General features: G+C 71.1%; 26 protein-coding genes, 1 pseudogene and 1 riboswitch. Of the genes and pseudogenes, 13 read left to right on the top strand and 14 right to left on the bottom strand.

The features are described 5' to 3' along the window. Nucleotides 1-8 precede the first annotated feature (8 nt). The 3 genes from ABIA35_RS03360 to ABIA35_RS03350 form a co-directional block, all read right to left on the bottom strand. A complete protein-coding gene (locus tag ABIA35_RS03360) occupies nucleotides 9-998 on the bottom strand; it encodes an ABC transporter substrate-binding protein (RefSeq protein WP_370356509.1) in 990 nt (329 codons plus the stop codon). Between the two features lie 105 nt (nucleotides 999-1,103). Next, a riboswitch (cobalamin riboswitch) is annotated at nucleotides 1,104-1,229 on the bottom strand. A 156-nt stretch (nucleotides 1,230-1,385) separates the two neighbouring features. Then, nucleotides 1,386-2,216 (bottom strand): enoyl-CoA hydratase/isomerase family protein, encoded by an 831-nt coding sequence (locus ABIA35_RS03355; RefSeq protein ID WP_370341072.1) that lies wholly within the window; start codon nucleotides 2,214-2,216, stop codon nucleotides 1,386-1,388. A 24-nt stretch (nucleotides 2,217-2,240) separates the two neighbouring features. Continuing rightward, the gene (locus ABIA35_RS03350) at nucleotides 2,241-3,491 is read right to left on the bottom strand and encodes a GNAT family N-acetyltransferase (RefSeq protein ID WP_370356507.1); all 1,251 of its coding nucleotides are present in this window, start codon (nucleotides 3,489-3,491) and stop codon (nucleotides 2,241-2,243) included. Between the two features lie 125 nt (nucleotides 3,492-3,616). On the opposite strand from ABIA35_RS03350, the gene ABIA35_RS03345 reads away from it, so the two are divergent. After that, nucleotides 3,617-4,516 (top strand): alpha/beta fold hydrolase, encoded by a 900-nt coding sequence (locus ABIA35_RS03345; protein ID WP_370341069.1) that lies wholly within the window; start codon nucleotides 3,617-3,619, stop codon nucleotides 4,514-4,516. Nucleotides 4,517-4,572: 56 nt separating this feature from the next. Here ABIA35_RS03345 and ABIA35_RS03340 read toward each other — a convergent pair whose 3' ends face one another. The 4 genes from ABIA35_RS03340 to nth all read right to left on the bottom strand — a co-directional run bounded on the left by ABIA35_RS03340 (nucleotide 4,573) and on the right by nth (nucleotide 8,056). Then, nucleotides 4,573-5,289: a metal-dependent hydrolase gene (locus ABIA35_RS03340; RefSeq protein WP_370341068.1), complete on the bottom strand. Its 717-nt coding sequence runs from the start codon at nucleotides 5,287-5,289 to the stop codon at nucleotides 4,573-4,575. Nucleotides 5,290-5,402: 113 nt separating this feature from the next. Next, nucleotides 5,403-6,584 carry a MarP family serine protease gene (locus ABIA35_RS03335; protein ID WP_370341067.1) on the bottom strand — a complete coding sequence of 394 codons (1,182 nt, stop codon included), beginning with the start codon at nucleotides 6,582-6,584 and terminating at the stop codon, nucleotides 5,403-5,405. Next, nucleotides 6,585-7,286, bottom strand: coding sequence for a CoA pyrophosphatase (locus tag ABIA35_RS03330; protein WP_370341066.1), 702 nt, complete (start codon nucleotides 7,284-7,286; stop codon nucleotides 6,585-6,587). 14 nt (nucleotides 7,287-7,300) lie between these two features. Beyond that, nucleotides 7,301-8,056: an endonuclease III gene (gene nth / locus ABIA35_RS03325; RefSeq protein ID WP_370341065.1), complete on the bottom strand. Its 756-nt coding sequence runs from the start codon at nucleotides 8,054-8,056 to the stop codon at nucleotides 7,301-7,303. Between the two features lie 37 nt (nucleotides 8,057-8,093). On the opposite strand from nth, the pseudogene ABIA35_RS03320 reads away from it, so the two are divergent. Further along, nucleotides 8,094-8,561, top strand: a pseudogene (locus ABIA35_RS03320) (cell wall-binding repeat-containing protein); the annotation flags it as partial. A gap of 76 nt (nucleotides 8,562-8,637) precedes the next feature. Beyond that, nucleotides 8,638-9,006 carry a cell wall-binding repeat-containing protein gene (locus ABIA35_RS03315; protein WP_370356651.1) on the top strand — a complete coding sequence of 123 codons (369 nt, stop codon included), beginning with the start codon at nucleotides 8,638-8,640 and terminating at the stop codon, nucleotides 9,004-9,006. 80 nt (nucleotides 9,007-9,086) lie between these two features. Here the strand turns inward: ABIA35_RS03315 and ABIA35_RS03310 are convergent, their stop codons facing one another. Next, nucleotides 9,087-9,656: a hypothetical protein gene (locus ABIA35_RS03310; protein ID WP_370356505.1), complete on the bottom strand. Its 570-nt coding sequence runs from the start codon at nucleotides 9,654-9,656 to the stop codon at nucleotides 9,087-9,089. Between the two features lie 166 nt (nucleotides 9,657-9,822). On the opposite strand from ABIA35_RS03310, the gene ABIA35_RS03305 reads away from it, so the two are divergent. Next, complete coding sequence (locus ABIA35_RS03305; RefSeq protein WP_370356503.1) at nucleotides 9,823-10,671, top strand: oxidoreductase; 849 nt, start codon at nucleotides 9,823-9,825, stop codon at nucleotides 10,669-10,671. Continuing rightward, nucleotides 10,671-11,279 carry a TetR/AcrR family transcriptional regulator gene (locus ABIA35_RS03300; RefSeq protein ID WP_370356501.1) on the top strand — a complete coding sequence of 203 codons (609 nt, stop codon included), beginning with the start codon at nucleotides 10,671-10,673 and terminating at the stop codon, nucleotides 11,277-11,279. The genes ABIA35_RS03305 and ABIA35_RS03300 overlap by 1 nt, the downstream gene beginning before the upstream one ends. Nucleotides 11,280-11,320: 41 nt before the next feature. On the opposite strand, the gene ABIA35_RS03295 is transcribed toward ABIA35_RS03300, so the two are convergent. Continuing rightward, complete coding sequence (locus ABIA35_RS03295) at nucleotides 11,321-12,193, bottom strand: aldo/keto reductase family oxidoreductase (RefSeq protein ID WP_370356499.1); 873 nt, start codon at nucleotides 12,191-12,193, stop codon at nucleotides 11,321-11,323. Between the two features lie 86 nt (nucleotides 12,194-12,279). Here ABIA35_RS03295 and ABIA35_RS03290 point away from each other — a divergent pair, with 86 nt between their 5' ends. The 3 genes from ABIA35_RS03290 to tuf all read left to right on the top strand — a co-directional run bounded on the left by ABIA35_RS03290 (nucleotide 12,280) and on the right by tuf (nucleotide 14,245). Next, the gene (locus tag ABIA35_RS03290) at nucleotides 12,280-12,693 is read left to right on the top strand and encodes a winged helix-turn-helix transcriptional regulator (RefSeq protein WP_370341059.1); all 414 of its coding nucleotides are present in this window, start codon (nucleotides 12,280-12,282) and stop codon (nucleotides 12,691-12,693) included. A gap of 60 nt (nucleotides 12,694-12,753) precedes the next feature. Beyond that, nucleotides 12,754-12,879 (top strand): hypothetical protein, encoded by a 126-nt coding sequence (locus tag ABIA35_RS03285; protein ID WP_370341058.1) that lies wholly within the window; start codon nucleotides 12,754-12,756, stop codon nucleotides 12,877-12,879. Nucleotides 12,880-13,048: 169 nt separating this feature from the next. Further along, a complete protein-coding gene (gene tuf, locus ABIA35_RS03280) occupies nucleotides 13,049-14,245 on the top strand; it encodes an elongation factor Tu (RefSeq protein ID WP_370356497.1) in 1,197 nt (398 codons plus the stop codon). Nucleotides 14,246-14,302: 57 nt separating this feature from the next. Here the strand turns inward: tuf and ABIA35_RS03275 are convergent, their stop codons facing one another. Next, nucleotides 14,303-14,878 carry a DUF1062 domain-containing protein gene (locus ABIA35_RS03275; RefSeq protein WP_370341056.1) on the bottom strand — a complete coding sequence of 192 codons (576 nt, stop codon included), beginning with the start codon at nucleotides 14,876-14,878 and terminating at the stop codon, nucleotides 14,303-14,305. A gap of 338 nt (nucleotides 14,879-15,216) precedes the next feature. Between ABIA35_RS03275 and ABIA35_RS03270 the strand changes: the two genes are divergently transcribed. Beyond that, on the top strand, nucleotides 15,217-15,825 hold the full coding sequence (locus ABIA35_RS03270; protein ID WP_370356495.1) for a hypothetical protein: 609 nt from the start codon (nucleotides 15,217-15,219) through the stop codon (nucleotides 15,823-15,825). Here the strand turns inward: ABIA35_RS03270 and ABIA35_RS03265 are convergent. From ABIA35_RS03265 to ABIA35_RS03255, 3 genes are read right to left on the bottom strand one after another with little or no spacing between them, the layout of a single operon-like run. Beyond that, nucleotides 15,806-16,345, bottom strand: coding sequence for a DUF6882 domain-containing protein (locus ABIA35_RS03265; RefSeq protein ID WP_370341053.1), 540 nt, complete (start codon nucleotides 16,343-16,345; stop codon nucleotides 15,806-15,808). The genes ABIA35_RS03270 and ABIA35_RS03265 overlap by 20 nt on opposite strands. Next, nucleotides 16,285-17,298 carry an LLM class flavin-dependent oxidoreductase gene (locus tag ABIA35_RS03260; protein ID WP_370356493.1) on the bottom strand — a complete coding sequence of 338 codons (1,014 nt, stop codon included), beginning with the start codon at nucleotides 17,296-17,298 and terminating at the stop codon, nucleotides 16,285-16,287. The genes ABIA35_RS03265 and ABIA35_RS03260 overlap by 61 nt, the downstream gene beginning before the upstream one ends. A 50-nt stretch (nucleotides 17,299-17,348) precedes the next feature. Then, complete coding sequence (locus ABIA35_RS03255; protein WP_370341051.1) at nucleotides 17,349-18,230, bottom strand: RNA polymerase sigma-70 factor; 882 nt, start codon at nucleotides 18,228-18,230, stop codon at nucleotides 17,349-17,351. 137 nt (nucleotides 18,231-18,367) lie between these two features. Here ABIA35_RS03255 and ABIA35_RS03250 point away from each other — a divergent pair, with 137 nt between their 5' ends. The 4 genes from ABIA35_RS03250 to ABIA35_RS03235 are packed head-to-tail and all read left to right on the top strand — an operon-like array spanning nucleotide 18,368 to nucleotide 21,418. Then, complete coding sequence (locus ABIA35_RS03250; protein WP_370341050.1) at nucleotides 18,368-18,853, top strand: carboxymuconolactone decarboxylase family protein; 486 nt, start codon at nucleotides 18,368-18,370, stop codon at nucleotides 18,851-18,853. Between the two features lie 45 nt (nucleotides 18,854-18,898). Further along, on the top strand, nucleotides 18,899-19,846 hold the full coding sequence (locus ABIA35_RS03245; RefSeq protein ID WP_370341049.1) for an ATP-binding cassette domain-containing protein: 948 nt from the start codon (nucleotides 18,899-18,901) through the stop codon (nucleotides 19,844-19,846). A gap of 10 nt (nucleotides 19,847-19,856) precedes the next feature. Next, nucleotides 19,857-20,663 (top strand): ABC transporter permease, encoded by an 807-nt coding sequence (locus ABIA35_RS03240; protein ID WP_370341048.1) that lies wholly within the window; start codon nucleotides 19,857-19,859, stop codon nucleotides 20,661-20,663. A 5-nt stretch (nucleotides 20,664-20,668) separates the two neighbouring features. Beyond that, nucleotides 20,669-21,418, top strand: a complete 750-nt coding sequence (locus ABIA35_RS03235; RefSeq protein WP_370341047.1) for a MerR family transcriptional regulator — start codon at nucleotides 20,669-20,671, stop codon at nucleotides 21,416-21,418. On the opposite strand, the gene ABIA35_RS03230 is transcribed toward ABIA35_RS03235, so the two are convergent. Beyond that, nucleotides 21,361-22,623 carry an RNA polymerase sigma factor gene (locus ABIA35_RS03230; RefSeq protein WP_370341046.1) on the bottom strand — a complete coding sequence of 421 codons (1,263 nt, stop codon included), beginning with the start codon at nucleotides 22,621-22,623 and terminating at the stop codon, nucleotides 21,361-21,363. The genes ABIA35_RS03235 and ABIA35_RS03230 overlap by 58 nt on opposite strands. Nucleotides 22,624-22,631 lie beyond the last annotated feature (8 nt).

Below are 22,631 nucleotides of genomic sequence, written 5' to 3'. Positions count from 1 at the left end.
GCGGTGGCTCAGCCCTGGGCCTGGTTCACGGCCTTCGAGATCTGCTGCACCAGATCCACCAGGCGCGGGCCCCAGCGGGAGGCGATGTCGTCGTCCATGCCGACGACCGTGCCCTTCGCCGCGTTCTTCACCGCCGGGATCGCGGACCAGCCGGGGCGGGCGGCGACGGTGGCGGAGGTCTGCTGGCAGCACTTGGTGTCGGCCAGGAAGATCAGGTCGGGGGCCGCGGTGACCAGGTACTCGTCGGACAGCTGCGGGTAGCGGCCGCCGGTCTTGTCGGCCGGGTCGGCGATGTTGGTCAGGCCGAACTGGGCGAAGATCGAGCCGATGAAGGTCTTGGAGGTGGCGCTGTAGTTCCCGGGGGTGCCGACCTCGTAGTAGTACTTCAGGGGCGTGGCCGGCTTCTTCGTGGCCGCGATCGCCTCGGTGATCTGCTGCTTCATGCCGGCGACCTCGGTGGCCGCGGCGGCGGTGTGGCCGGTGGCGGCGCCGAGTCCGGTGATCTGGGTGTAGGCGTCGTCCAGAGTGTTCGGGGCGTCGAACCACAGGACCGGGACGTTCAGCTTGCCGAGCTGCTCCACGATCTGCGAGCTGTCGTCGGCGACGACCACCAGATCCGGGTTGTACTTCGCTATCGCCTCGGCGTTCGGCTTGTAGCCGGACAGCGTGGTCTTCGGAGCGCTCGCGGGGAAGTCCGACTGGTCGTCGACCGCCGTGACCTGCGAGCCGGCACCGATGGCGAACAAGTCCTCGGTGGCCGACGGCGACAGCGACACGATCTTCCTCGGCTCGGCCGCCAGCTTCACCGCGCCGTTCTTGGCGGTGATCGTGGCCGGGAAGGCGGCCGCGGACGAGGCGGCGGACGTGGCCGACGTGCTGCCGGAAGCGGCCGGGGCCGACGCCGACTTCGACGACGAACACCCGGCGGCCAGCAGCGCCGAGGCCGCGACGAGGCCGACGGCCACGCGCCGCGTCGAATTGTGCAGACGAGAATGCACGAGGTCAGCTCCTCCGGCTGATCCGCGGTCCCCGCCGCGCGCGCCGACCCAGGCAGGCGTGACGCGCACACAGCCGGACCGCCCCGAACCTCGAGGGCCGAACCTTGGCACATCGCATGAGGCGACCTGGCTCGCTCCCGGCAGGGAGCTCACAGTTGCGGGACAGCGCCGGATTTTCACCGGCTTCGCTGCACACGATGTGGACGGCGCACCGCCGTCGCCCATGACGCTAGCAAGCACTCGGGCACTCGCCTAACGACAAAAGGGGCGACGGCCGGTGATCTGCGCTACTCCAGGGCCTCTGCGCTACTCCAAGGCCTCTGCACTACTCCAAGACCTCTGCGCCGCTTCAAGGCCTCTGCGCTACTTCAGAACCCCCGCGCTGCCTCACGGCCAGACCGGCGCCCGCTTCTCCACGAACGCCCGCACGCCCTCGGCCCGGTCCGCCGAGAACGCCGTGGCCCGCCACGCCCCGTCCTCCACGTCCAGCCCGGCGGCCAGCGGCAGGTCCGCGCCGACCTTCAGCGCGTGCTTGGCGTTGCGCACCCCGATCGGCGAGTTCTTCGCGATCTGCTGCGCCAGCTCCAGCGCCGCCCCGCGGGCCGTCGAGGTCCCCGGCACCCGCCGGTCGACCATCCCGAACCGGTCGGCCTCGTCGGCGTCGATGCGGCGCGCGGTGAAGATCAGGTCCGCGGCGCGGTTCATGCCCACGCGCCGCACCAGCGTCTGCGTCCCGCCGCCGCCGGGGATCACGCCGACCGAGACCTCGGGCAGCCCGAACACCGCGCCGTCGTCGGCCACGATCAGGTCGCAGCCCAGCGCCAGCTCGCAGCCGCCGCCCAGGGCGTAGCCGGAGACCGCGGCGATGACCGGCATCGGCAGCGAGCCGAACGCGCCCCACGTCCGCCGGAACGCCGGCCGGGTGGCGACCAGCTCGGCGTCGCTCATCTGGTTGCGCTCCTTGAGGTCCACGCCGACGCAGAACGCGTGGTTCTTCCCCTCGGCCGCGGGCGGCGCCGACGACACCACGACGGCGCGCACCGCCGGGTCCTCGGCCAGCTCCGGCGCGACGTCCCGGATCGCCGCGGCCATCCCGGTCGAGATGGCGTTCATCGCCGAAGCGCGGTTCAGCACGATCTCCGCGACCACGCCGTTGCCGGACGCCGGGTGCCGCCGCAGGAGTACGCCGTTGTAATCCTTCTCCGATACCTCGTTCATGGTGCCCACAGTATGAGATGGAGGTCAGAAGCCGAACGGGAGCCACGGCGCGATATCGCTCACAAAAGCCCGCGACGCCTCGGCCAGCGCCCCCGGCCGCAGCTCCTCGACCCGACCCGCCCGGCCGAGCGCGGCCAACGCAAAGCCGCCGAGGTAGGCCGACCCGAGCTCGCGCGGCCCGAGCACCAGATCCGCCGGATCCGTGGTCCGCTCGCAGACGGCTCCGGAAGCATCACCGCTGAGCCGCCACCGTCCGGTGTTCCACGGGCAGAACGGATCCGAGACCTCGAACACCGCGTCCACCGGCGCCGCGTACCGCCGCGCCGTCAGGGCCCGGTCCACATCCACGAGCCGCACATACACATCGTCCTGCAGCCGCGGCACCGCCTGCCGGGGATCGGCGAGCAGGAACATCAGCGGGGCGTCGGTCGGCACGTCGGCATGGACCTCGCTGGTCAGGTCGATGTCCAGCAGGAAGCGCCACATCGCGACGGAGGAGGCGAGGTCGCGGCCATAGACCTCCTTCGCGCGCACCTTGCAGTCCGGGCGCGCCGGGTTGTCCCAGTCCTCCTTGATCCGGTAGCGCGCGAAGCCGGCGACCAAGCCGTCGGAGTCCTCGGCGACCACGCACCGCAGCGGGCCGGCCCCGTCGCGCGCGAAGTCGTGGTCGGCCAGCGCCGAGTCGCGCCAGGCGTCGCCGGTGCGCCCCAGCATCCCGGGACGGCCCAGGCGGTTCGCCTCGAAGACCTCCTGGCACCGCTCGTACGCCTGGACCGGATCCGCCATCCGCAGCTGGAACTTGTCGCTGCCGGGCACCGCCGACAGGCCGTTGTCGCCGCGCGGGATGGTCAGGTGGAGCTGCTGGGAGCCCAGTCCGTAGCCGAAGCGGCCGTAGATCGCGGGCTCGGACGCCTCGAGGATCGCGACCGGCGCCCCGCCGTGCTCGTGGAGGCCGGTCAACTGGTACCGCATCATCCCGGTCAGGATGCCGCGCCGCCGGTGGGTGGGCTTGACGGTGACGAACGAGACGCCGGCCGCCGCCACCGCGACCCCGCCGGGCACCGTCAGCTCCAGCGCGATGTCCCCGCCGGTGCCGACCAGCTCGGCGGCGTCGAACGCGGCCACCGTGCGCTCGGGGGGCAGCAGCCGCATCCCGATGTCGTGCGCCTCCGGGCCGGGGTTCTCGTGGAAGGCGAGGTCGAGATGCGCGGTGAAGGCCTGGACCTCTTCGTCCGTGATGGGACGGATCGGGTAGGAGGCGCGGTCGATGCTCATAATCCATGGCTAACACCGCTTCGCCCCGGTAGCGAGCAGTTATTCACCCGGCGGCGGGTCGCGCGACGCCTCACCGGGCGCCGGCGCGGCCCCCTTCGGCCTGCCCCGCGTGGCAGGCTGATCCCATGCAGGATTCCGATCCGATCCGCCTGGCCGGCCCGTGGACGCACCGCGACATCACCGCGAACGGCGCCCGCTTCCACGTCGCCGAGATGGGCGAGGGCCCGCTGGTGCTGTTCCTGCACGGTTTCCCGGAGTTCTGGTGGTCCTGGCGGCACCAGCTCCCGGCCGTGGCCGACGCGGGATTCCGCGCGGTGGCCATGGACCTGCGCGGCTACGGCGGCAGCGACAAGACCCCGCGCGGCTACGACCCGCTGACCCTGACGATGGACGTCACCGGGGTCATCCGGGCCCTGGGCCAGTCCAACGCCACCCTGGTCGGCCACGGCTGGGGCGCATTCCTGGGCTGGACCGCCGCGGTCTTCCGGCCGGGAGCGGTGAACCGCCTGGCCGTCACCGGTTCGGCCCACCCGCGCCGCCTGCGCCAGGGCCTGCTGACCGACCCCAAGCAGATCTCGGCGGCGCGCTTCATGTGGTCGGCCCAGCGGCCGTGGGCCCCGGAGAAGGCCCTGACCCGCGACGCGGCGATGCTGGTCGAGCAGCTGCTCGCGGAGTGGGGCGCCACCGGCTGGCCGGAGCTGGACGTGGCGCAGCGCTACCGCGAGGCGATGCTCGTGCCCGGCGCCGCCCACTCCTCGCTGGAGTACTACCGCTGGCTCATCAGGTCCCTGGTCCGCCCCGACGGCATGCGGTACGCGCAGCGCATGCGCACCGAGGTGAAGGTTCCGGTCCTGCACCTGCAGGGCGAGCTCGACACCGCCCTGCTGCCGCACGTCGCGCGCGGCTCGGGCCGCTACGTGACAGCCGCCTACCGCTGGCGGCTGCTGGAGGGCATCGGCCACTTCGCGCAGGAGGAGGCGCCGATGCGCTTCAACGGCGAACTGATCGACTGGCTCAAGAGCTAGACGGCAGAGCCAGACGACAGAGCTGGACGGCAGAGCTGAACGACAGAGCCAGACGGCTACGACTTCCCAGAAGTCTTTATGTAGAGCAGCACCGCGCACCCCACGGCCATCGCCGGCGCCAGGAACCAGGTCTCCATCTTGTTGCCGGTGCGCTGGATCAGCGGTATCCCGGTGCGCAGCGTGAACGGCCAGAACAGCCGGCAGCCGTGGTCGGTGAGACAGTCACCCGCCAGATGGGTCAGCGCCCCGAGGCCTATGGCGAACGGCAGCCAGCTCGGCGCGCTGGCGATCCAGCGGTCCATCAGGACCGTGCCGCCGCCGGCCAGAAGGATGCAGGGCCCGTAGGCGTGAAGCCCTTCTCCCGGCGGGCACAGGTTCAGCGCCCGGGCGGCCAGCGCCAGCATGAAGAACACCAGGCCGAGGGTGAAGTAGCGCCCGAGGTACTTCTCACCGGCCCAGGTGCCGTAGGTGACGGCGGCGACGAAGGCGAACGAGTGCGTGGCGTGCCGGTGCCCGCCGCTGATCTTCTCGATCGCCCGGCACAGGTTGTGGGTGATCGGCCCGATCGCGTGCGCGATGGTGCCGTTCGGGTGGTCGATGTCCGGCAGCAGCGCCGCGCCGGCCGTGATGAAGGTCCCGAAGATCAGGTCCTTGACCTGGATGTGCGCGGTGGAGCCGTGCATGGCCGGGTAGGCCAGGACGCTCATCGGCAGCGCCGAGGCGGCCGCCGCCCAGGCCAGTCCGCCGCTGGTCGCGTGTGAGTGCCCGAGCATGGCCGATCCGCCCCCTGGTTGTGCTTCGCCGACAGTGGCATGAACGTATCAGGAGGGCACGACGGAGGTCAGTGCGGCAGAGGGCTGAAAAACCGGCTCGCAGGCCCGGCGCCTCAGATCGCGCAGGCCTGGGTGTTGACCGGAACGTCGGTGGCGGCGCCGGCGGCCGCGTCGGAGGAGACCTCCTGCGCGGTCAGCGCGTAGCCGGTGTTCTTGTCCTCCAAGGACTTCGCGAAGACCACGCCGAGCACCCGGCCGTCGGTGGACAGCAGCGGGCCGCCGGAGTTGCCCTGCTGGACCTGCGCGTAGAGCGCGAACACCTGGCGGCGGACGTTGCCGCTGGAGTAGATGTCGGCACCGGTGGCGGTGATCTGCTCGCGGATGCGCGCGGGGTCGACGCTGAAGGGGCCGTCCTCGGGGTAGCCGACCACCAGGGCGGAGTCGTTGGCCTTGCCGGCCAGGTCGAAGTTCAGCTGCGGCGCCTTCAGGCTGGGGACGTCCAGGATCGCGATGTCGCGCTTGGGGTCGAACAGCACCACGGTGGCCGCGTACTGCCGGTTGTCGGACTGGCGCACCACCAGGGAGCGGGTGCCGCCGACCACGTGCGCGTTGGTCATCACCTTGCCGGGGGCGTACACGAAGCCGGAGCCCTCGATGTCCTTGCCACAGGAGGGGGCCTGGCCGCGGATCTTCACGATCGAGGCCCGGTCGGCGGCGATCACCGGGCTGCCCAGCAGCGACTGGTCCGGGGCCGGGACGTTCGCCGGGTCCTCGGCCTGGAAGGGCGCGAACACCTGCGGGAAGCCGTTGCGGTTCAGGATGTTGGAGAAGCCGTTGAACCACTGGTTGGCGCCCTGCGGCAGCACCTGGGTCATGCCCTTGAGGATGCTGGAGGAGCGCACCTGGTCGCTGATGGTCGGCACCGAGGATGTGAACAGCGCCAGGCCCAGGAACCAGGCCACCATCAGCACCGCGACCACCGACACCACCGCGCCGCTCACCGCGTCCACCAGCCGGGCCGGCTCCCAGGTGATGGCCTCGCGCAGCTTGCCGCCCAGCATCGAGCCCAGCACCTGCCCGACCACCGCCAGCGCCAGCACCGCGCACAGCGCTATCACCGAGGCCAGCAGGCTGGCCGAGGAGCGGTCCAGGAAGGACGGGACGATCACGAAGCCCAGCGCCAGACCACCGAGGAAGCCGGCGAAGGAGACCACTCCCACGACGAAACCCTGCCGATACCCGGAGACCGCGAACGCCGCCACGATCAGCAGCAACAGGATGTCGAGGATGTCCATCTACTTATCTTCTCCCCCCGGCGCCCCGCGGCTGCGGAACGCCAGCGCGAGCACCTCCTGCGGCAGCGGCTCGACCCGCCCGGTGTCCCACGGCTGTTCCCATCCACCGGCCTTGAGCACCCCGTCCAGGAGCGCGGCGGTGAAGCCCCAGATCAACAGCGAGCCCGCCTCGAAGGCCGGGCTCGACCGCCCCGAAGGGTTGCCGACCATCATCCGGTTGGCCGGATCGACCAGCTCTCGCACCGCGATCCGCCGCACCGAGGCGACCTCCAGGGGCTCGCGCACCCGCACCGGGCTCGGGGCACGCCACCAGCCCAGCACCGGCGTCACCAGGAAGTCCGAGGGGAAGACGTACTGATCGGGCAGGATCCCGAAGACCTGGACCCCGCTGGGATCCAGATCGGTCTCCTCGTTGGCCTCCCGCAGCGCGGTCGCCACCGGACCCTCCCCGGGATCCACGGCGCCGCCGGGGAACGCCGGCTGTCCGGGATGGTTCCGCAGCGTCTTGGCACGCTCGACGAACAACACGTCGGGCCCGGCCTCCGGGTCCTCACCGAACAGGATGAGCACGGCCGAGCGCCGGGGCTCCCCGGCCAGATCCGCGGGCCGCTTGAACCGGGGCCCCAGCCCCTCCCCGTCCTCGGCGGCGCGGGCGAGCGGAAGCAACCAGTCGGGCAGCGGATCGGCTATCGGAATGTCCATGTCGTGCGCAACGCTCACAGCGGCAGACCGCCTTCCCCCGGCTTGTACTTCAGCAGCGCGGCGGCCTTCACCGGATCCTGCTCCCCGATCCCCCGGCTGGGGCACAGCTTCGCGATCGGGCACGCCCCGCACGCCGGCTTCTTCGCATGGCACACCCGCCGGCCGTGGTAGATGGTCCGGTGCGAGAGCAGCGTCCAGTCCTTGCGCGGGAACAGCTCGCCGATGGCGTGCTCGACCTTCACCGGGTCTTCCAGATCGGTCCAGCCCCACCGGCGCACCAGCCGCCCGAAGTGGGTGTCGACCGTGATGCCGGGCACGCCGAACGCGTCACCGAGCACGACATTGGCGGTCTTGCGGCCGACCCCGGGAAGCTTCACCAGTTCGTTGAGCTTGCCCGGCACCTGCCCGCCGTGGTCGGAGACCACCGACCGCGCCATGCCCAGCAGCGACTTGGCCTTGTTGTGGAAGAAGCCGGTGGGCTTGATCAGCGCCTCCAGCTCCTCGGGATCGGCTTCGGCCAGATCGGCGGGCGTCGGGTAGCGCCGGAAGAGCGCGGGCGTGACCTTGTTCACGCCGACGTCGGTGGACTGGGCCGACAAGATGACCGCGGTGAGGAGCTGGTAGGGGTTTTCGAAGTCCAGCTCGCACTTGACGTACGGATAGACGTCGCTGAGCTCGCGATAGATCTTGCGGGCACGCCTGACCAGCGCCGTATGGCTCTCCGGCTTCGCTGATTTCACGTCGGAGACGTCGGCGGCGGCTCGGGTCATGGGCTCCACTGTAAGCCGATGAACCTAAGAGGCGGGTGTGAACTCGCGGTCGTCACCCGATGGCGGAGGGGCGGGGGCGGGTCCGGTTGTCAGTCGTCTTGCGTATCCGGCCTATACGGCCGGCGCTCTGGCCGCGCAGAAGGGCGGTCCGCTGCTCCTGACCGGCAAGACCGGCCTGGACCCGCGGGTGGCGGCCGAGCTCGGCCGGATCCTCGCCCCCGGCGCGACCGTCTACGTGCTCGGCGGCACCGAGGCGCTGAGCCCGAAGATCGAGAGCGACCTCACGGCGCTGCACCTGAGCGTCAAGCGCCTGTCCGGCCCGACCCGGTTCGACACGGCGGTCGCCGTCGCCGGCGCCATCTCCGCGCACCCGCACACCGTGATGGTCGCGACCGGCATGAACGCGCCGGACGCCCTGGCCGCGGGCGCCGCGGCGGCCCAGGACCCGGCCGGCGGCGTCGTGCTGCTGTCGCAGGACGGCACGCTCCCGGCGGCCACCAAGGCCTACCTCGCCGACGTGAACCCGGCCACCACGAAGGTCTACGGCGTCGGCGGCCAGGGCGCGGCCGCCCGTGGCCACCATGCCGGCGATCGCCGCCCACGCCACCGCGCTCAAGGGCTCCGACCGCTACCAGACGGACATCGCCGTCGCCTCCGAGACCGCGCTGTTCCCGAACCCCGCCGCGATCGGCCTGGCCACCGGCCGCACCTGGCCCGACGCTCTGGCCGGCGGCGCGTTCATCGCCACGCAGCACGGCCCGCTGCTGCTCACCGACGGCCCGAACGTCCCGGCCGAGACCACCGCCTGGGTCGCGACGCACGCCGCGCACCTCACCGGCCTGACGGTCTTCGGCGGCGAGAACGCGGTGCCCTACACCGCCGCGCGCTCCGTCGCGGTGACCGCCTGGGGTCCGACCGCTTGGGTGAACAAGCTGATCAACCTGCCGTAAGTAAGCGGACAGCAGCAAGGCCCGGCACTCAGGTGCCGGGCCTTGCTGCGCGGGGATCTCATCGCATCGACTGGCGTGCCTCACGAACGGCCGGCCGTCTCCCTCACGTACTCGCGGGTGCGGCCCTGGGACACGGTGTGGATCTGCGTCTGGGTGCCGTGGGACGACAGGGCCCAGGCGCGAACGCCGATGGTGCCCAGGCGGACGACGACCTCGCCGAAGGCCATCAGGATCAGGGCGGTGACCCAAGCCTGGCCGCTGGTGATGTCGTGGGCGACGGAGAACTTGGCCAGGTGCGCGGCGCCGGAGGGGTGGGAGGACCAGACCGCGAAGCCCAGGCGGAAGCCCATGCTGATGACCCACAGTGCGGCCGCGCCGGCGGTGGCCTTGACGTGCGGCTGGCCGTGCAGGTTGCGCACCCGGGTCAGCAGGCCGCCGAACAGGCCGAAGACGGCACCGATGCCGGCGAACAGTCCGATCAGCACCAGGTCGTTGCCGGCGGTGGGGATGCCGTGCAGGTAGGTCTTGGCCGCGAAGCTGATCATCGCGAGCGGGACGATGAAGGTGGCCTTGGTGATGCGCTCCTCGCGCAGCTGGCGGAAGACGATCAGGACGAGGGCGATGTCGATGATCCAGTCGGTTGTCGTCATGACTATGACTATGCAAGGCGACGACCTGGTGTTTCTTCCACCCGGAGGTGGGTTGGGGGTGGAAGCCGCGCCTCCACCCCAGGGTTGAGCGCCCCAGAATCAACGCTGCGATGGTAAAAATCGACGGAGTGTAGACTTCTCGGGAAGTCCGTCGATTGGAGAACCGATGCAGCAGCAGACATGGCTCATCACCGGAGTCAGCAGCGGCCTCGGCCGAGCGTTCGCGCAGGCGGCCCTGGCCGCCGGGCACACCGTGGCCGGCACCGTCCGTTCCGAGGAGGACCTGCGGGCCTTCAAAGCACTCGGCCCCGGGCGGGCACACGGCCGCGTCCTGGACGTGACCGACGACGCCGCCGTCGCGCGCACGGTCGACGAGGTCGAGGCGAGCGTCGGGCCGCTGGATGTGGTCGTCGCCAACGCCGGCTACGGCCTGGAGGGCACCTTCGAGGAGACTTCCCTGACCGAGGTGCGGCGGCAGTTCGAGGTCAACGTCTTCGGGGCGGTGGCCACGTTGCGGGCCGCGCTGCCCGCCATGCGCCGCCGCCGGCGCGGCCACCTGATGGCCGTCACCTCCATGGGCGGGCTCATGGCGGTGCCGGGGATGTCCGCCTACTGCGGCAGCAAGTTCGCCCTGGAGGGCATCCTGGAGGCGCTGGGCAAGGAGGTCGCGCAGTTCGGGATCCACGTGACCGCGATCGAGCCGGGCTCGTTCCGCACCGACTGGTCCGGCCGCTCGATGACCCGCGCCGACCGGACCGTCGAGGACTACGACGACCTGTTCGGCCCCATCCGGGAAGCCCGGCGCAAGGCCAGCGGCAACCAGTTGGGCAATCCGGCCAAGGCCGGCGAGGCCGTGGTCCACATCGCCTCGGTCGAGGCGCCGCCGGCGCACCTGCTGCTCGGCTCGGACGCGCTGCGTCTGGTCGGAGCCGCGCGCGCCGCCGTGGACGCGGACATCCGCGACTGGGAGGCGCTGTCCCGGACGACCGACTTCGCCGAGGGTGCTCAGCTCTGATGCCCGGCCACCACTCGCCGAGCCGGCGCGCCGCCGAGAGCAAGGGCGACATGCGGGAGCGCGCCATCCTCGACACCTGCGAAGTGCTGCTGACGGACAAGGGCTACGACGCCATGACCGTCAACGACATCGCCCAGGGCGCGGGCATCACCCGCGGCGCGCTCTACTTCTACTTCGGCTCCAAGCAGGAAGTGGTCACCGCGCTCGTCGCGCGCACCGTCGAGCACCTGTGGGAACGGTCCCGCGCCACCGCCGAGGCCGACGAGCCGCGCGCGGCCGTCGCGACGGCGATGCGGCGCACGGTCGAGCTGTGGAACGACCACGGCCCGGTCATGCGCACCGCGATCGACTTGTCGTTGGGCGTGCCTGAGATCGGCAGGCTGTGGAACCACACCGCCGACCTGTTCATCGCGGCCATCACCGCGGTGCTGGAACGCGCCGGCGTCGAGCCCGGCGGCGGACCCAAGCAGGCCTCGGCGATGGCGCGCGCGCTGTGCTGGATGATCGAGCGGAACTTCTACCACGCCTCGCAGGAGTCCAGAGAGAGCTTGCAGAACACCTCGGACACCTGCGAGCACATCTGGCTGATCAGCGCCGGCCTGTCCTGACGGCTGTCCTGATCGATGTCCAGATCGCTGTCCGGAGCCGTCTATCGGCCGATCTTGTCCAACTCGTCGAGGTCCTCCCCGGCGAGCACAAGTCCCGCGCCGGCGGCGTTCTCCCGCAGATGCGCCACCGACGAGGTGCCGGGGATCAGCAGGATGTTCGGCGACCGCTGCAGCAACCAGGCCAGCGCGACCGACATCGGCGTCGCGCCCAGGCGCGCGGCCACGGCCGACAGCGCCGAGGACTGCAACGGGCTGAAGCCGCCGAGCGGGAAGAAGGGCACATAGGCGATCCCCGCCACGGCGAGCGTGTCGATCAGCTCGTCGTCCTGCCGGTAGGCGAGGTTGTACAGGTTCTGCACACACACGATCGGCGCGATCCCCCGCGCCTCGGCGATCTGCTCGCGCGTCGCGTTGCTCACGCCGAGGTGCCGGATCAGGCCCTGCCGCCGCAGCTCGGCCAAGGTCTCGAAGGGCTCGGCGAGCGAGCCGGGCTGCGGCCCCTCGGCATTGCCGAGCCGGAGGTTGACCACGTCGAGCGTCTCCAGGCCGAGGGTCTCCAGGTTCTCGTGGACGGCGCGGCGCAGGGCGTCCGGCTCCCGCGCCGGCGGCCAGCCGCCGTTCGCGTCGCGGGTCGCGCCGACCTTCGTCACGATGTGCAGCGCGCCCGGATAGGGGTGCAGCGCTTCGCGGATCAGCCGGTTGGTGATGTGCGGTCCATAGGCGTCGGCGGTGTCGATGTGCGTGATGCCGAGCGCCAGGGCCTCGCGCAGGACCGCGAGGGCGCCGCCGGGGTCGGCGGGCGGTCCCATGACGCCGGGACCGGCCAGTTGCATGGCGCCGTAGCCGAACCGGGTGACGGTCAGATCGCCCAGGGACCAGGTTCCGCCGGGCAGTGAAGGGGATAGCGTGCTCATAGCGCTTCATTCTGGTTAGGCAACTTCCCATGAGGAAGTAGGCACTTCGGAGTGCGTAAGGTACCCACGGGTGTGAGGAGCGGCCGATGGCCACGAAGACGGCGGCCCAGCAGCGGGCCCAGGCCAAGACGGAGTACGACGCGTTCCTGGCGATGTGTCCCAGCCGCAAACTGCTCGACCGGATCTCCGACAAGTGGGTCACGCTGATCCTGTGCGCGCTGGGCAACTCCGGTGAGCCCCGGCCGATGCGCTACTCGGAACTGTCGCGCCTGCTGGCCGGCGTCAGCCAGAAGATGCTCACCCAGACGCTGCGCGCACTGGAGCGCGACGGGCTGATCACCCGCACCGTGACGCCGACCGTGCCGGTCACCGTCGCCTACGAGCTGACCGCGCTCGGGCATTCGTTGCACGCGATGGTGCGCGGCATCAAGGACTGGGCCGAAGCGAACATGGACGACGTGCTGGCCAACCGCGAGACCCACGACGGCCGCGAGGCCTGAGACTACTCACACGCCGGAAAACCCTTATACAAACGCCCCACCCGCGTTCATCATGAACGCATGTCCCCGACGACCTTCGCGCCGACCGCAGCAGGCATCGCCCTGCCGGTTCCGGCTGCCGTCGTCGTGGTGACCTTCGTCGCGGCATTCGCAGCAGCAGCCGCGTTCACCGGCGTCCGAAGCTGACCCTCCCCGCCTCCGGCGGGAACCGAGCGGGGAGGGTGGCTCCCCTTCCGGTTCTCCGGCCCCGCGCGCCCCGGCTGGCGCGTATCAGGGCCGTCATTCTGCCGACCCCTTCAGCGGGACCCGCGCCGATGCCGCGCGCCCGCGTCAGCTTCAGGGATCTGAGTCCACCATGTCCAAGCAGCAGTTCGCCCGCACCAAGCCGCACCTGAACATCGGCACGATGGGCCACGTCGACCACGGCAAGACCACGCTGACGGCCGCGATCACCAAGGTCCTGGCCGAGAGCTCCGGCGGGGCCGGCAGTGCCAACCACTACGTCGCCTTCGACCGGATCGACCGGGCGCCGGAGGAGATCAGTCGCGGCATCACCATCAACATCGCGCACGTCGAGTACGAGACCGCGCTGCGGCACTACGCGCACGTCGACATGCCCGGGCACGCCGACTACGTGAAGAACATGATCACCGGCGCCGCGCAGGTGGACGGAGCGATCCTGGTCGTCTCGGCGCAGGACGGCGCGATGCCGCAGACCCGCGAGCACATCCTGCTGGCCCGGCAGGTCGGCGTCCCGCACATCGTCGTCGCGCTGAACAAGGCCGACCTGGTCGACGACGAGGAGCTGCTGGACCTGGTGGAGCTGGAGATCAGGGACCTGCTGACCGCGCAGGGCTTCCCGGGCGGGGACGCGGCCGTGGTCCGGGTATCCGGGCTGCGCGCGTTGGAGGGCGACCCGGTGTGGACGCAGCGGATCCTGGACCTGCTGGCCGCGGTGGACACCACCGTCCCGGACCCGGTCCGGGACCTGGAGGCGCCGTTCCTGATGCCGGTGGAGAACGTGCTGACCATCACCGGCCGCGGCACGGTCGTCACCGGCGCGGTCGAGCGCGGCACCCTGGCCCTGGGCTCGCAGATCGAGGTGAGCGGGCACGGCGAGGCGTTCACCGCGGTGGTCACCGGCATCGAGACCTTCGGCCGGACCATGGAGACCGCGCAGGCCGGGGACAACGCCGCGCTGCTGCTGCGCGGGGTGCGCCGGGAGCAGATCCGGCGCGGCCAGGTGCTGGCGGCCCCGCGGAGCATCCGGCCGCACAGCCGCTTCCGGGCCGAGGTGTACGTGCTCTCCGCCGCCGAGGGCGGCCGGCACACCGGCTTCGGCGCGGGCTACCGTCCGCAGTTCCACTTCCGCACCACCGACGTGGTCGGGGTGGTGGACCTGGGCGCCGGCGGCGTGGCGCTGCCCGGCGACCGGGTCACGATGACGGTCGAGCTCGGCCACGGCGTGGCGATGGAGCCCGGCCTCGGGTTCGCCATCCGCGAGGGCGGCCGGACCGTCGGCGCCGGGACCGTGCTGGAGCTGGTCGACTAGAACGGATGCGGCCCGATCGGATCACCGGTCGGGCCGCATCCGTCGTGTCCCGGCTCGCTACCACCGCATGACGAAGCCGAAATCACTGGCCCTGCGACCGGTCAACTTGTCCCCGGAGGTGATCGCCCCCGTCACGATGTGCCGGGAGACCTCGGATCCGGACAGTTCCAGCCCGGTGGCGATGACCGTCGTCACCCGCAGCGGGATGCGATGCGTGAACTCGACGCGGACGTCGAGGATGTCCGCCTTCGGCAGCTCCACCGGATCCATGTCCAGCCGCCACGCCTCGCTCCAGTCCAGGGAGACGCCGTTGCGGTGCGGCAGCTGGGGATCGGTCAGCAGCCTCGCCGCGAGCGAGGCGTCGTTCTCGTGGAACCGGCTGAGCGCGTCCGGGTCGATGGTGCGGACGTGGGCCCGCTCCATCACGGTCAGCTTGATCGTCTCGCCGCACTGCGCGCACAGCGCCAGCAGCCAGACGTCGAGCAGTTTGTGGTTCGCGTTGACCCGGAACTTGCCCTGGGTCCGGTACTCCGTGGAGGGACAGGCCCGGCAGCGGCGACGGATGGTCGGCAGGGCGGTCGGGCGTACGCGCCAGCGCGTGGCGGCGCGCACCAGGAAGGTGTTTTCGTGCACCAGGAAAGGCCGATCTGCTGAGAGATCATCACTGAGACGTCGGTGCACCGCGCGCACGCGGAAGCACCGGCTCGACCTTCGGATGCCGGGGAACGGCAGCCGGAATGTCGATGACCTGTCGAGGGCACGGTCACAAGACCGGTGGCGCAACAGCGCTGACGAACCGGTCTGGCGGCGCCTGCTCGACGCGACGAATGTCTCAGCTGGTGTACAACGGCCTGCCCTTGACGCGGCGGCCCGGTTCGCCGATGTGATCGGCCCGTCCCGGATGACGCTGTGAGCGTAACTCCGGCCGGTCGAACAGGGCCAGCGATTATTCGCGGATTAGGTTGCGCCCCATGACCAGACCCGCTGTCGGCGCTGCACTGCGACGCTGTGCGGAATGCGGCGGCTACGAGTACGGCGGCGCGCCCGCATGCGATGACTGCCGTGCGCTCGTGGACGACATCGTCGAGGGCGAATGGTCAGCGTTCCTGCGGCAGTGGAACGTCGAGGCCGGCCAAGAAGCGGCACTGGCCGAGATGGTGACGAGCGAACCCGACCGCCACGACTGGCGGATCGTCGACGCCGCCTACGACCGCATGGCCTGTCCCGAATGCGGCGAGCGCCTGAGCCGGGGACCGGTGGGCTGCTCGGCGTGCGATCTCGCGCACGGATTCCGTTACGCCGCCATCGAAACGGACCGTCCCGGCGCGCAGCCGGGCAACGAGCACGGCGTTCGGGTCAACGTCTCGGTCGTGCGGCGGCCTCAGGTCACGTCGGAGGACGAACTTTTGGTGCGCCGCCTGGTCCTGCCGCTCCTGCTGATCGGTTCGCTGCCCGGTACCGACCAGGCGCAGCGTGCCAGCGCCCTGATCAAGAAGGCGCCTCGCGAAGAGCGGGCCGGCCTCGCCGAGCAGGCCGTCGAAGCCTGGATCGCCGAAGCGCTCAGCCGATCTCGACCGTGACCGTCCGCGTCGCGCCGTCGTGCGAGGTCAGCGTCACCGGCCCGAAGGTGATGATCGGGATGGCGCCGCCGTCGCCGCCCTTGTAGTAGCCGGTCGCCCGGGTGATCCGCACCGCCAGCGCGACCAGGGCGCCGGCCGTGCTCGCGTCGCCGTGCACCTTGGGCTCGGTGAGCGCGCGGTGGCCGTACGCCCGGCCCCACTCGTGCACCGCCCACGCGTCGCGGCTCATCTCCGGCAGGATGCTGTCGTTCGCCCAGGCCCATAGCCAGGATTCGGCCTCGGCGTTGAAGCTGCCGAGGATCTGCGCCGGAGCGGTCGCGGTCCGGTCCGGGAAGGTCCAGGTGATCAGCCCGGTCCGCTGGTCCAGGTCCCAGCGGTCGGCCGTGCCCAGGCCCCAGGCCTTCGCGTGCGCGGCGCCGAGCTGCTCGATCATGTCCTCGCCCTGGAGCAGCAGCGTGTTCAGGTCCGAGGTGCCGGGCGGGCCGGGGTCCGGTCCGGCGCCGCGCTCGTGTGGTCCCATGCGGCGCAGTCTGCCACTGACAGGCGATCGATCAGAGCCGCGACGCGATCGAGCTGTTCCTCCTGCGCGGCCAGGCCGATCGCGCCGAGGCGCAGCACCAGGTGCCGGGCACCGGCGGCGATGTAGGCGCCCAAGCCCGCGGCCACCTGCTCGGCGGTCCCGGTGACGACGGCCTGGATGGTCCGCAGCTCCTCCAGCGGCATGCCGTAGTTGGCGCGGGAGTAGACGTCGAGCTGGGAACGGCCGGCCACCTCGTCGGTGTCGACGCGGACCGTCACGAACAGCGCCGGGGTGACGGCCTCGGCCGGGCGGCCCGCCAGAGCCGCTGCCTCCCGGATGGTCGCCAGACCGCTGCGATAGTCGGCGGGATCCGGCGGATAGGGCAGCCAGCCGTCGTAGTGCTTGGCGGTGCGGGACAAAGCCGCGGGCGTCGCGCCGCCGAGCCAGATCGGCGGCCCGCCGGCCCGGAACGGCTTCGTGGCCGGCGGCAGGTCGTCGAAGCGGACGAGCTCGCCGTGGAACGAAGTGTCCCCCGCCCACAGCGCGCGCCACAGCGCGACCGTCTCGTCCAACCGCCGGAAGCGGCGCTCCCACGGCAGCTCGGACAGCGTGTACATGGGACGCCCGAACCGGCCGGGGAACCCGGCGCCGACCGCGACAGCGAGCCGGCCGCCGGACAGCGCGTCGATCGAGGCCAGCGACTGCGCGGCCTGCACCGGCCGCCGCAGGAAGGGCAGCAGCGCGCCGGTCCCCAGGTGCGCATGCTCGGTCGCCGGGGCCAGGGCCGCGAGCATGGTCAGCGCCTCGATCCGAGGGCTGATCAGGGAATCGTTGACGAACAAGGACGAGAACCCGATCCGCTCGGCCCGCAGCGCCAGCGCCAGCACGCCGCGCGGATCGTCCCCCGCTTCCCATTGCGCCGTGCCGGTCGGAAGCAACACACCGATGTCCATGGCCTCGATGGTCGCCCGTCCGCCGCGGCGCCTCAATTCCCTGGAGGGAATCAGCGCGCCATCGCGGTCTCCTCCTCGACCCGCGACAGCTTCTCCGGGTTGCGGACCACGTAGATGCCCTTGATCAGGCCGTTCTCGGTGTGCATCGCCACGATGGTGTCGACCGCCCCGCCGACCCGCAGGATCACCCCCAGGCCGCCGTTGACGTACGCCGTCTCCATGGTGACGAAGCCCGCCAGGTGGGACAGGCCCTCGGCCATGAAGGCGGACACCACCTCGGCGCCGTACAGCGGCCACGGCGTGGCCTGCACGACCCCGCCGCCGTCGCCGATGAACACGACGTCCGGGGCCAGCAGGTCGAACAGGCCCTGCAGATCGCCGGTGGTGACCGCCTTCTGGAACGCCTCGGTGGCGCCCCGGGCGTCGGCCGTGGACGCCGCCGCGCGCGGCCGCCGGGCCGCGACGTGGTTGCGGGCCCGGTGCGCGATCTGCCGGACCGCCGCCTGGCTCTTGTCCACCGCCTCGGCGATCTCGCCGTACTCCAGGCCGAACACCTCGCGCAGCACGAACACCGCGCGCTCGGCCGGCGTCAGCGTCTCCATCACCAGCAGCATCGCCATCGAGACGCTGTCGGCCAGCTCCACGTCCTCGGCCACGTCCGGCGTGGTCAGCAGCGGCTCGGGCAGCCACGGCCCGACGTAGGACTCCTTGCGCCGCCCGAGCTTGCGCAGCTGGGTGAGCGCCTGCCGGGTCGTGATGCGCACCAGGTACGCCCGGCGGTCGCGCACCGTGTCCAGGTCGACGGTGGTCCAGCGCAGCCAGGTCTCCTGCAGCACGTCCTCGGCGTCGGCGGCCGAGCCGAGCATCTCGTAGGCGACCGTGAACAGCAGGTTGCGGTGGGTGATGAAGGTCTCGGTCGCGGACTCGCTCATGGACGGCACCTATCTGGTCGCTTGCCAGTGCTTTCCCATGGGACTGCGCGAGCCCCGTTTCTGTGACATCCCTGAGGAGTGACCCACATCACATCCGACGGCCGTCACAGGCTTCCGGCGGCCGGCATCTGGTGTCCATGGAACCCCGATTCAGCCTTTTCGACAGCCCGACGGCCACCAAGCTGGCCAAGCGCTTCTACGCCACGGCCCAGGTCATGGAGAAGTCCGCGCTCCCCAAGCCGCTCCAGGACCTGGTCTCGCTCCGCATCAGCCAGATCAACGGCTGCGGCTGGTGCGTCGACATCCACACCAAGGAGGCCGCACTCGCCGGCGAGACGGCGCTGCGCCTGAACATGGTCGCAACCTGGCGGCACAGCACGGTCTTCACCGAGACCGAGCGCGCCGCGCTCGCCCTGGCCGAGGAGGGCACCCGGATCACCGCCCCCGGCGAGGCGGTGTCGGACGCCACCTGGGCCGCCGCCCGCGCGCAGTTCGACGACGACCAGCTCGGCACCCTGATCTGCCTGATCGCGATGATGAACGCGACCAACCGGATGTCGCTCATCCCGAACATGCTGGGCGGGGAGTACGAACCGGGGGCGTTCGCGGCCCTGGAGGAGTGAGCTGAAAAACTCCGCTTGACCCTGACGCAGGGTCAACCTCCCAGCATGGCTGTCATGACGACGACGACAGCCACCACCCCCGCGATCAGCGTCTCCGACCTGCGCAAATCCTTCGGCGCCAAGACCGTCCTGGCCGGCGTGGACCTCAGCGTCCCGGCCGGGACGGTCTTCGCCCTGCTCGGCCCGAACGGCGCCGGCAAGACCACGACCGTGCGCATCCTGTCCAGCCTGATCGCCGCCGACGGCGGCCGGATCTCGGTGGCCGGCCACGACGTCGCCGAGGCGCCGGAAGCGGTGCGCTCGGTGATCGGGGTGACCGGCCAGTTCTCCGCGGTCGACAACCTGCTGACCGCGCGCGAGAACCTGATCCTGATGGCCGACCTGTACCGGCTCGGCCGCCGCGCCGGCCGGGCCCGCGCGATCGGACTGCTCGAGTGCTTCGGGCTGACCGATGCCGCCGACCAGCCGCTGTCCACCTACTCCGGCGGCATGCGCCGGCGGCTGGACCTGGCGATGACCCTGGTCGGCGACCCGAAGGTGATCTTCCTCGACGAACCGACCACCGGTCTGGACCCGCGCAGCCGCCGCGAGCTGTGGGCGATCGTGCGCGAGCTGGTCGCCGACGGCGTCACGATCCTGCTGACCACGCAGTACCTGGAAGAGGCCGATCAGCTGGCCGACCGGATCGCGGTGCTGGACGGCGGCCGGATCGTCGCCGAGGGCACGGCCGCGGAGCTGAAGCGGCTGATTCCCGGCGGGCACATCACCCTGCGCTTCGCGAGCGCCGACAGCCTCGCCAAGGCAGCCGAGACGCTCGGCGCGGACTCGGTCGACGAGGACGCGCTCACCGTCCAGGTCACCAGCGACGGCGGCTTCGACTCGCTGCGGACGGTCCTGGATCTCCTGACGTCCGCGGGCCTTTCCGCCGAAGAGCTGTCCGTGCACACACCGGACCTCGACGACGTGTTCCTCACCCTGACCACAAGCCGCTAAGGAGTCTGCCATGACCGCTCCATCTTCTGTATCTGCCCAGCACCACACCCTCACTGACACCTTCACCCTGCTGCGCCGCAATCTGCGCCACACGATCCGGTATCCCTCGATGACCCTCGGCTCGGTGTTCGGGCCGGTCATCATGCTGCTGCTGTTCGTCGGCATCCTCGGCAGGACGCTCGGAAAGGGCCTGGCGGCCGGAGCGCACGACGGCGGCTACATCGGCTACATCGCGCCCGGCATCATCATCACGGCCGTCGCCTCCGGCAGCATGTCCACCGCGGTCGCGGTCTGCGTGGACATGACCGAGGGGATCGTCGACCGGTTCCGGACCATGCCGATATCGCGGGTCGCGATCCTGGCCGCGCACGTCATCAACAGCGTCATCACGACCGTCGTGTCGACCGGATCGGTGATCCTGGTGGCCGTGCTGTTGGGCTTCCGGCCCCACGCCTCAGCCTTCGAATGGGCGGCGGCCGGCGGACTGCTGCTGCTTCTGAGCGTCGCGCTGACCTGGATGGCGGTGGCCATGGGGCTGGTGTCCCCGACGGCCGAGGCGGCCAGCAACGCGCCGATGCTGATCGTGTTCCTGCCGTTCGTCGGCTCCGCCTTCGCCCCGGCCGCGTCGATGCCGTTCGGGGTGCGCCAGTTCGCCGAGTACCAGCCGTTCACCCCGGCCATCGAGACCGTGCGCGGCCTGCTCACCGGCGCGCCGATCGGGCACAACGCGGTGGTGTCCCTGGTGTGGTGCGCCGTGATCGCAGCCGGCGGGTACGCCTGGGCCGTGGCGTCCTTCCGCAAGCCTCGGGCACACTGATGCTGATGCTCACCATCAGCCAGCTCGCCGACTACGTCGGGGTGACAGTACGGGCCGTGCGGCACTACCACCAGCGCGGCCTGCTCCCCGAACCGGACCGCGACCACTCGGGCTACCGCCGGTACGACGCCCAGGCGGTGATCGACCTGATCCGCATCAAGACCCTGGCTGAGGCCGGGGTCCCGCTGGCCCGGATCGAGGAGCTGCTGGCCGCCGACTCCGCGCAGTTCGGCACCGCGATCACCGAGATCGACCGCTCGATGCAGGACCAGATCCGCGAGCTGAAGGAGCGGCGCCGCCGGGTGGCGCAGCTGGCCTCCGGCGAGCGCCTGTTCCTCCCGCCGGAGATCGCCGATTACATCGAGGAACTGCGGGCCGCCGGGGTCAGCGATCGCGGGGTGCTGATGGAGCGCGACGGCTGGATGATGCTGGCCGCCTCGTACCCGGAGCAGGCACCGCGCTGGGTGGCGCAGAAGCGGGCCGACTTGGAGGACCCCGAATATCGGGACTTCTACGTGACCTACGACCGGGCCCACGACTGGAAGGTCGACGATCCCCGACTCGAGGCGTTGGCCGACACCATGGCCGAACGGTTCCGCAAGCAGTTGGCCGAAGCCGGGGACCATGCCGACGAACTGCGGATGGAGAAGGTGCTCTCCCCCGAGGAGCAGAAGCTCTTCGCGGCCTACGTCAGCGACTACTCGCCTGCCTGGGTCCGCTTGAACGAGATGGTGGCCAAGCGCATCGCCAGGTAGGCGCGCTCTGATTCGTTGTCCGTGAGCAGCAGGGCTTCCTCATATGCGGTAACAGCTTCCGGCCACCGTCCCAGCCTTCTGAGGAAGTCGGCGCGAGCGGCGCTCAGATAGCGGTAGGTCGCCAAAGCGGGCTCGGCGGCCAAGGCGTCCAGAGCGGCGAGGCCGGCCCGCGGTCCGTCCCGCATTCCGAGGGCCACGGCCCGGTTGAGCTCGACGACCGGCGAAGGCCACAAGCCGAGCAGGACGTCGTAGAGCGCGACGATCTCGGCCCAGTCCGTGGCGTCGAAGGCCGGGGCCTCGGCGTGGACGGCGGCGATCGCGGCTTGGACCGCGTACCGCGTCGGCGGACCGCCGCGCAGAGCCTCGGTCAGCAGATCCGTGCCCTCGCCGATCAACTCGCGATCCCACAGGGAACGGTCCTGGTCTTCCAAAAGAATGAGAACGCCGGTGTCGGTGGTGCGGGTCGCGCGCCGGGCGTCGATCAGGAGCAGCAGCGCCAGCAGCCCGGCCGGCTCGGCGACCGGCAGCAGCCGGTGCAGGGTGCGGGCCAGACCGACCGCCGAGGCGACGAGGTCCTCGCGGATCAGCCGCTCGCCGACCGGGGCGTTGCTGCCGGTCGTGAAGACGAGGTGGACGACGTCGCAGACCGCCGAGACCCGCTCGGGCAGATCGGCGGCGGTGGGCACACGATAGGGGATGCGCGCCGCGGCGATCTTCTTCTTGGCCCGGGTGATGCGCGCGGCCATGGTGCTCTCCTGGACCAGGAAGGCCCGGGCCACCTCGGCCGTGGACAGGCCGCAGACCAGGCGCAGGGTCAGGGCGACGCGGGCTTCCCGGGAGAGCGCGGGATGGCAGCAGGTGAAGATCAGGCGCAGGGTGTCGTCGGCCACGGCCGGGGGTTCGGCCGCGTCCTGCGGGTCGGGGGCGGTGGCCGTGGCGTCCTCGACGAGCAGCGGCATCGCGCGCCGCCACACCGATTCGCGCCGCAGCAGGTCCCGGGCCCGGTTCCCGGCCACGGTGCGCAGCCAGGCGGCCGGGCGGTCGGGGATTCCGGCCGCCGGCCAGGTGCGCAAAGCCTGGGCATAGGCGTCCTGCACGCACTCCTCGGCGGTGTCCAGGTCGCGCGTGATGCGGACCGTCGCGGCCAGGACGCCGGCCCAGTGGGCGCGGTGAGCGGCCGCGACGGCCTCGCCGGGTTCACTCACCGCCGCAC

The organism is Catenulispora sp. MAP12-49 (assembly GCF_041262705.1).
In the GTDB taxonomy this organism is placed as follows: Bacteria; Actinomycetota; Actinomycetes; order Streptomycetales; family Catenulisporaceae; genus Catenulispora.
Note: the sequence above shows the minus strand (reverse complement) of the source record. Positions and strands in the feature narration are given on the sequence as shown.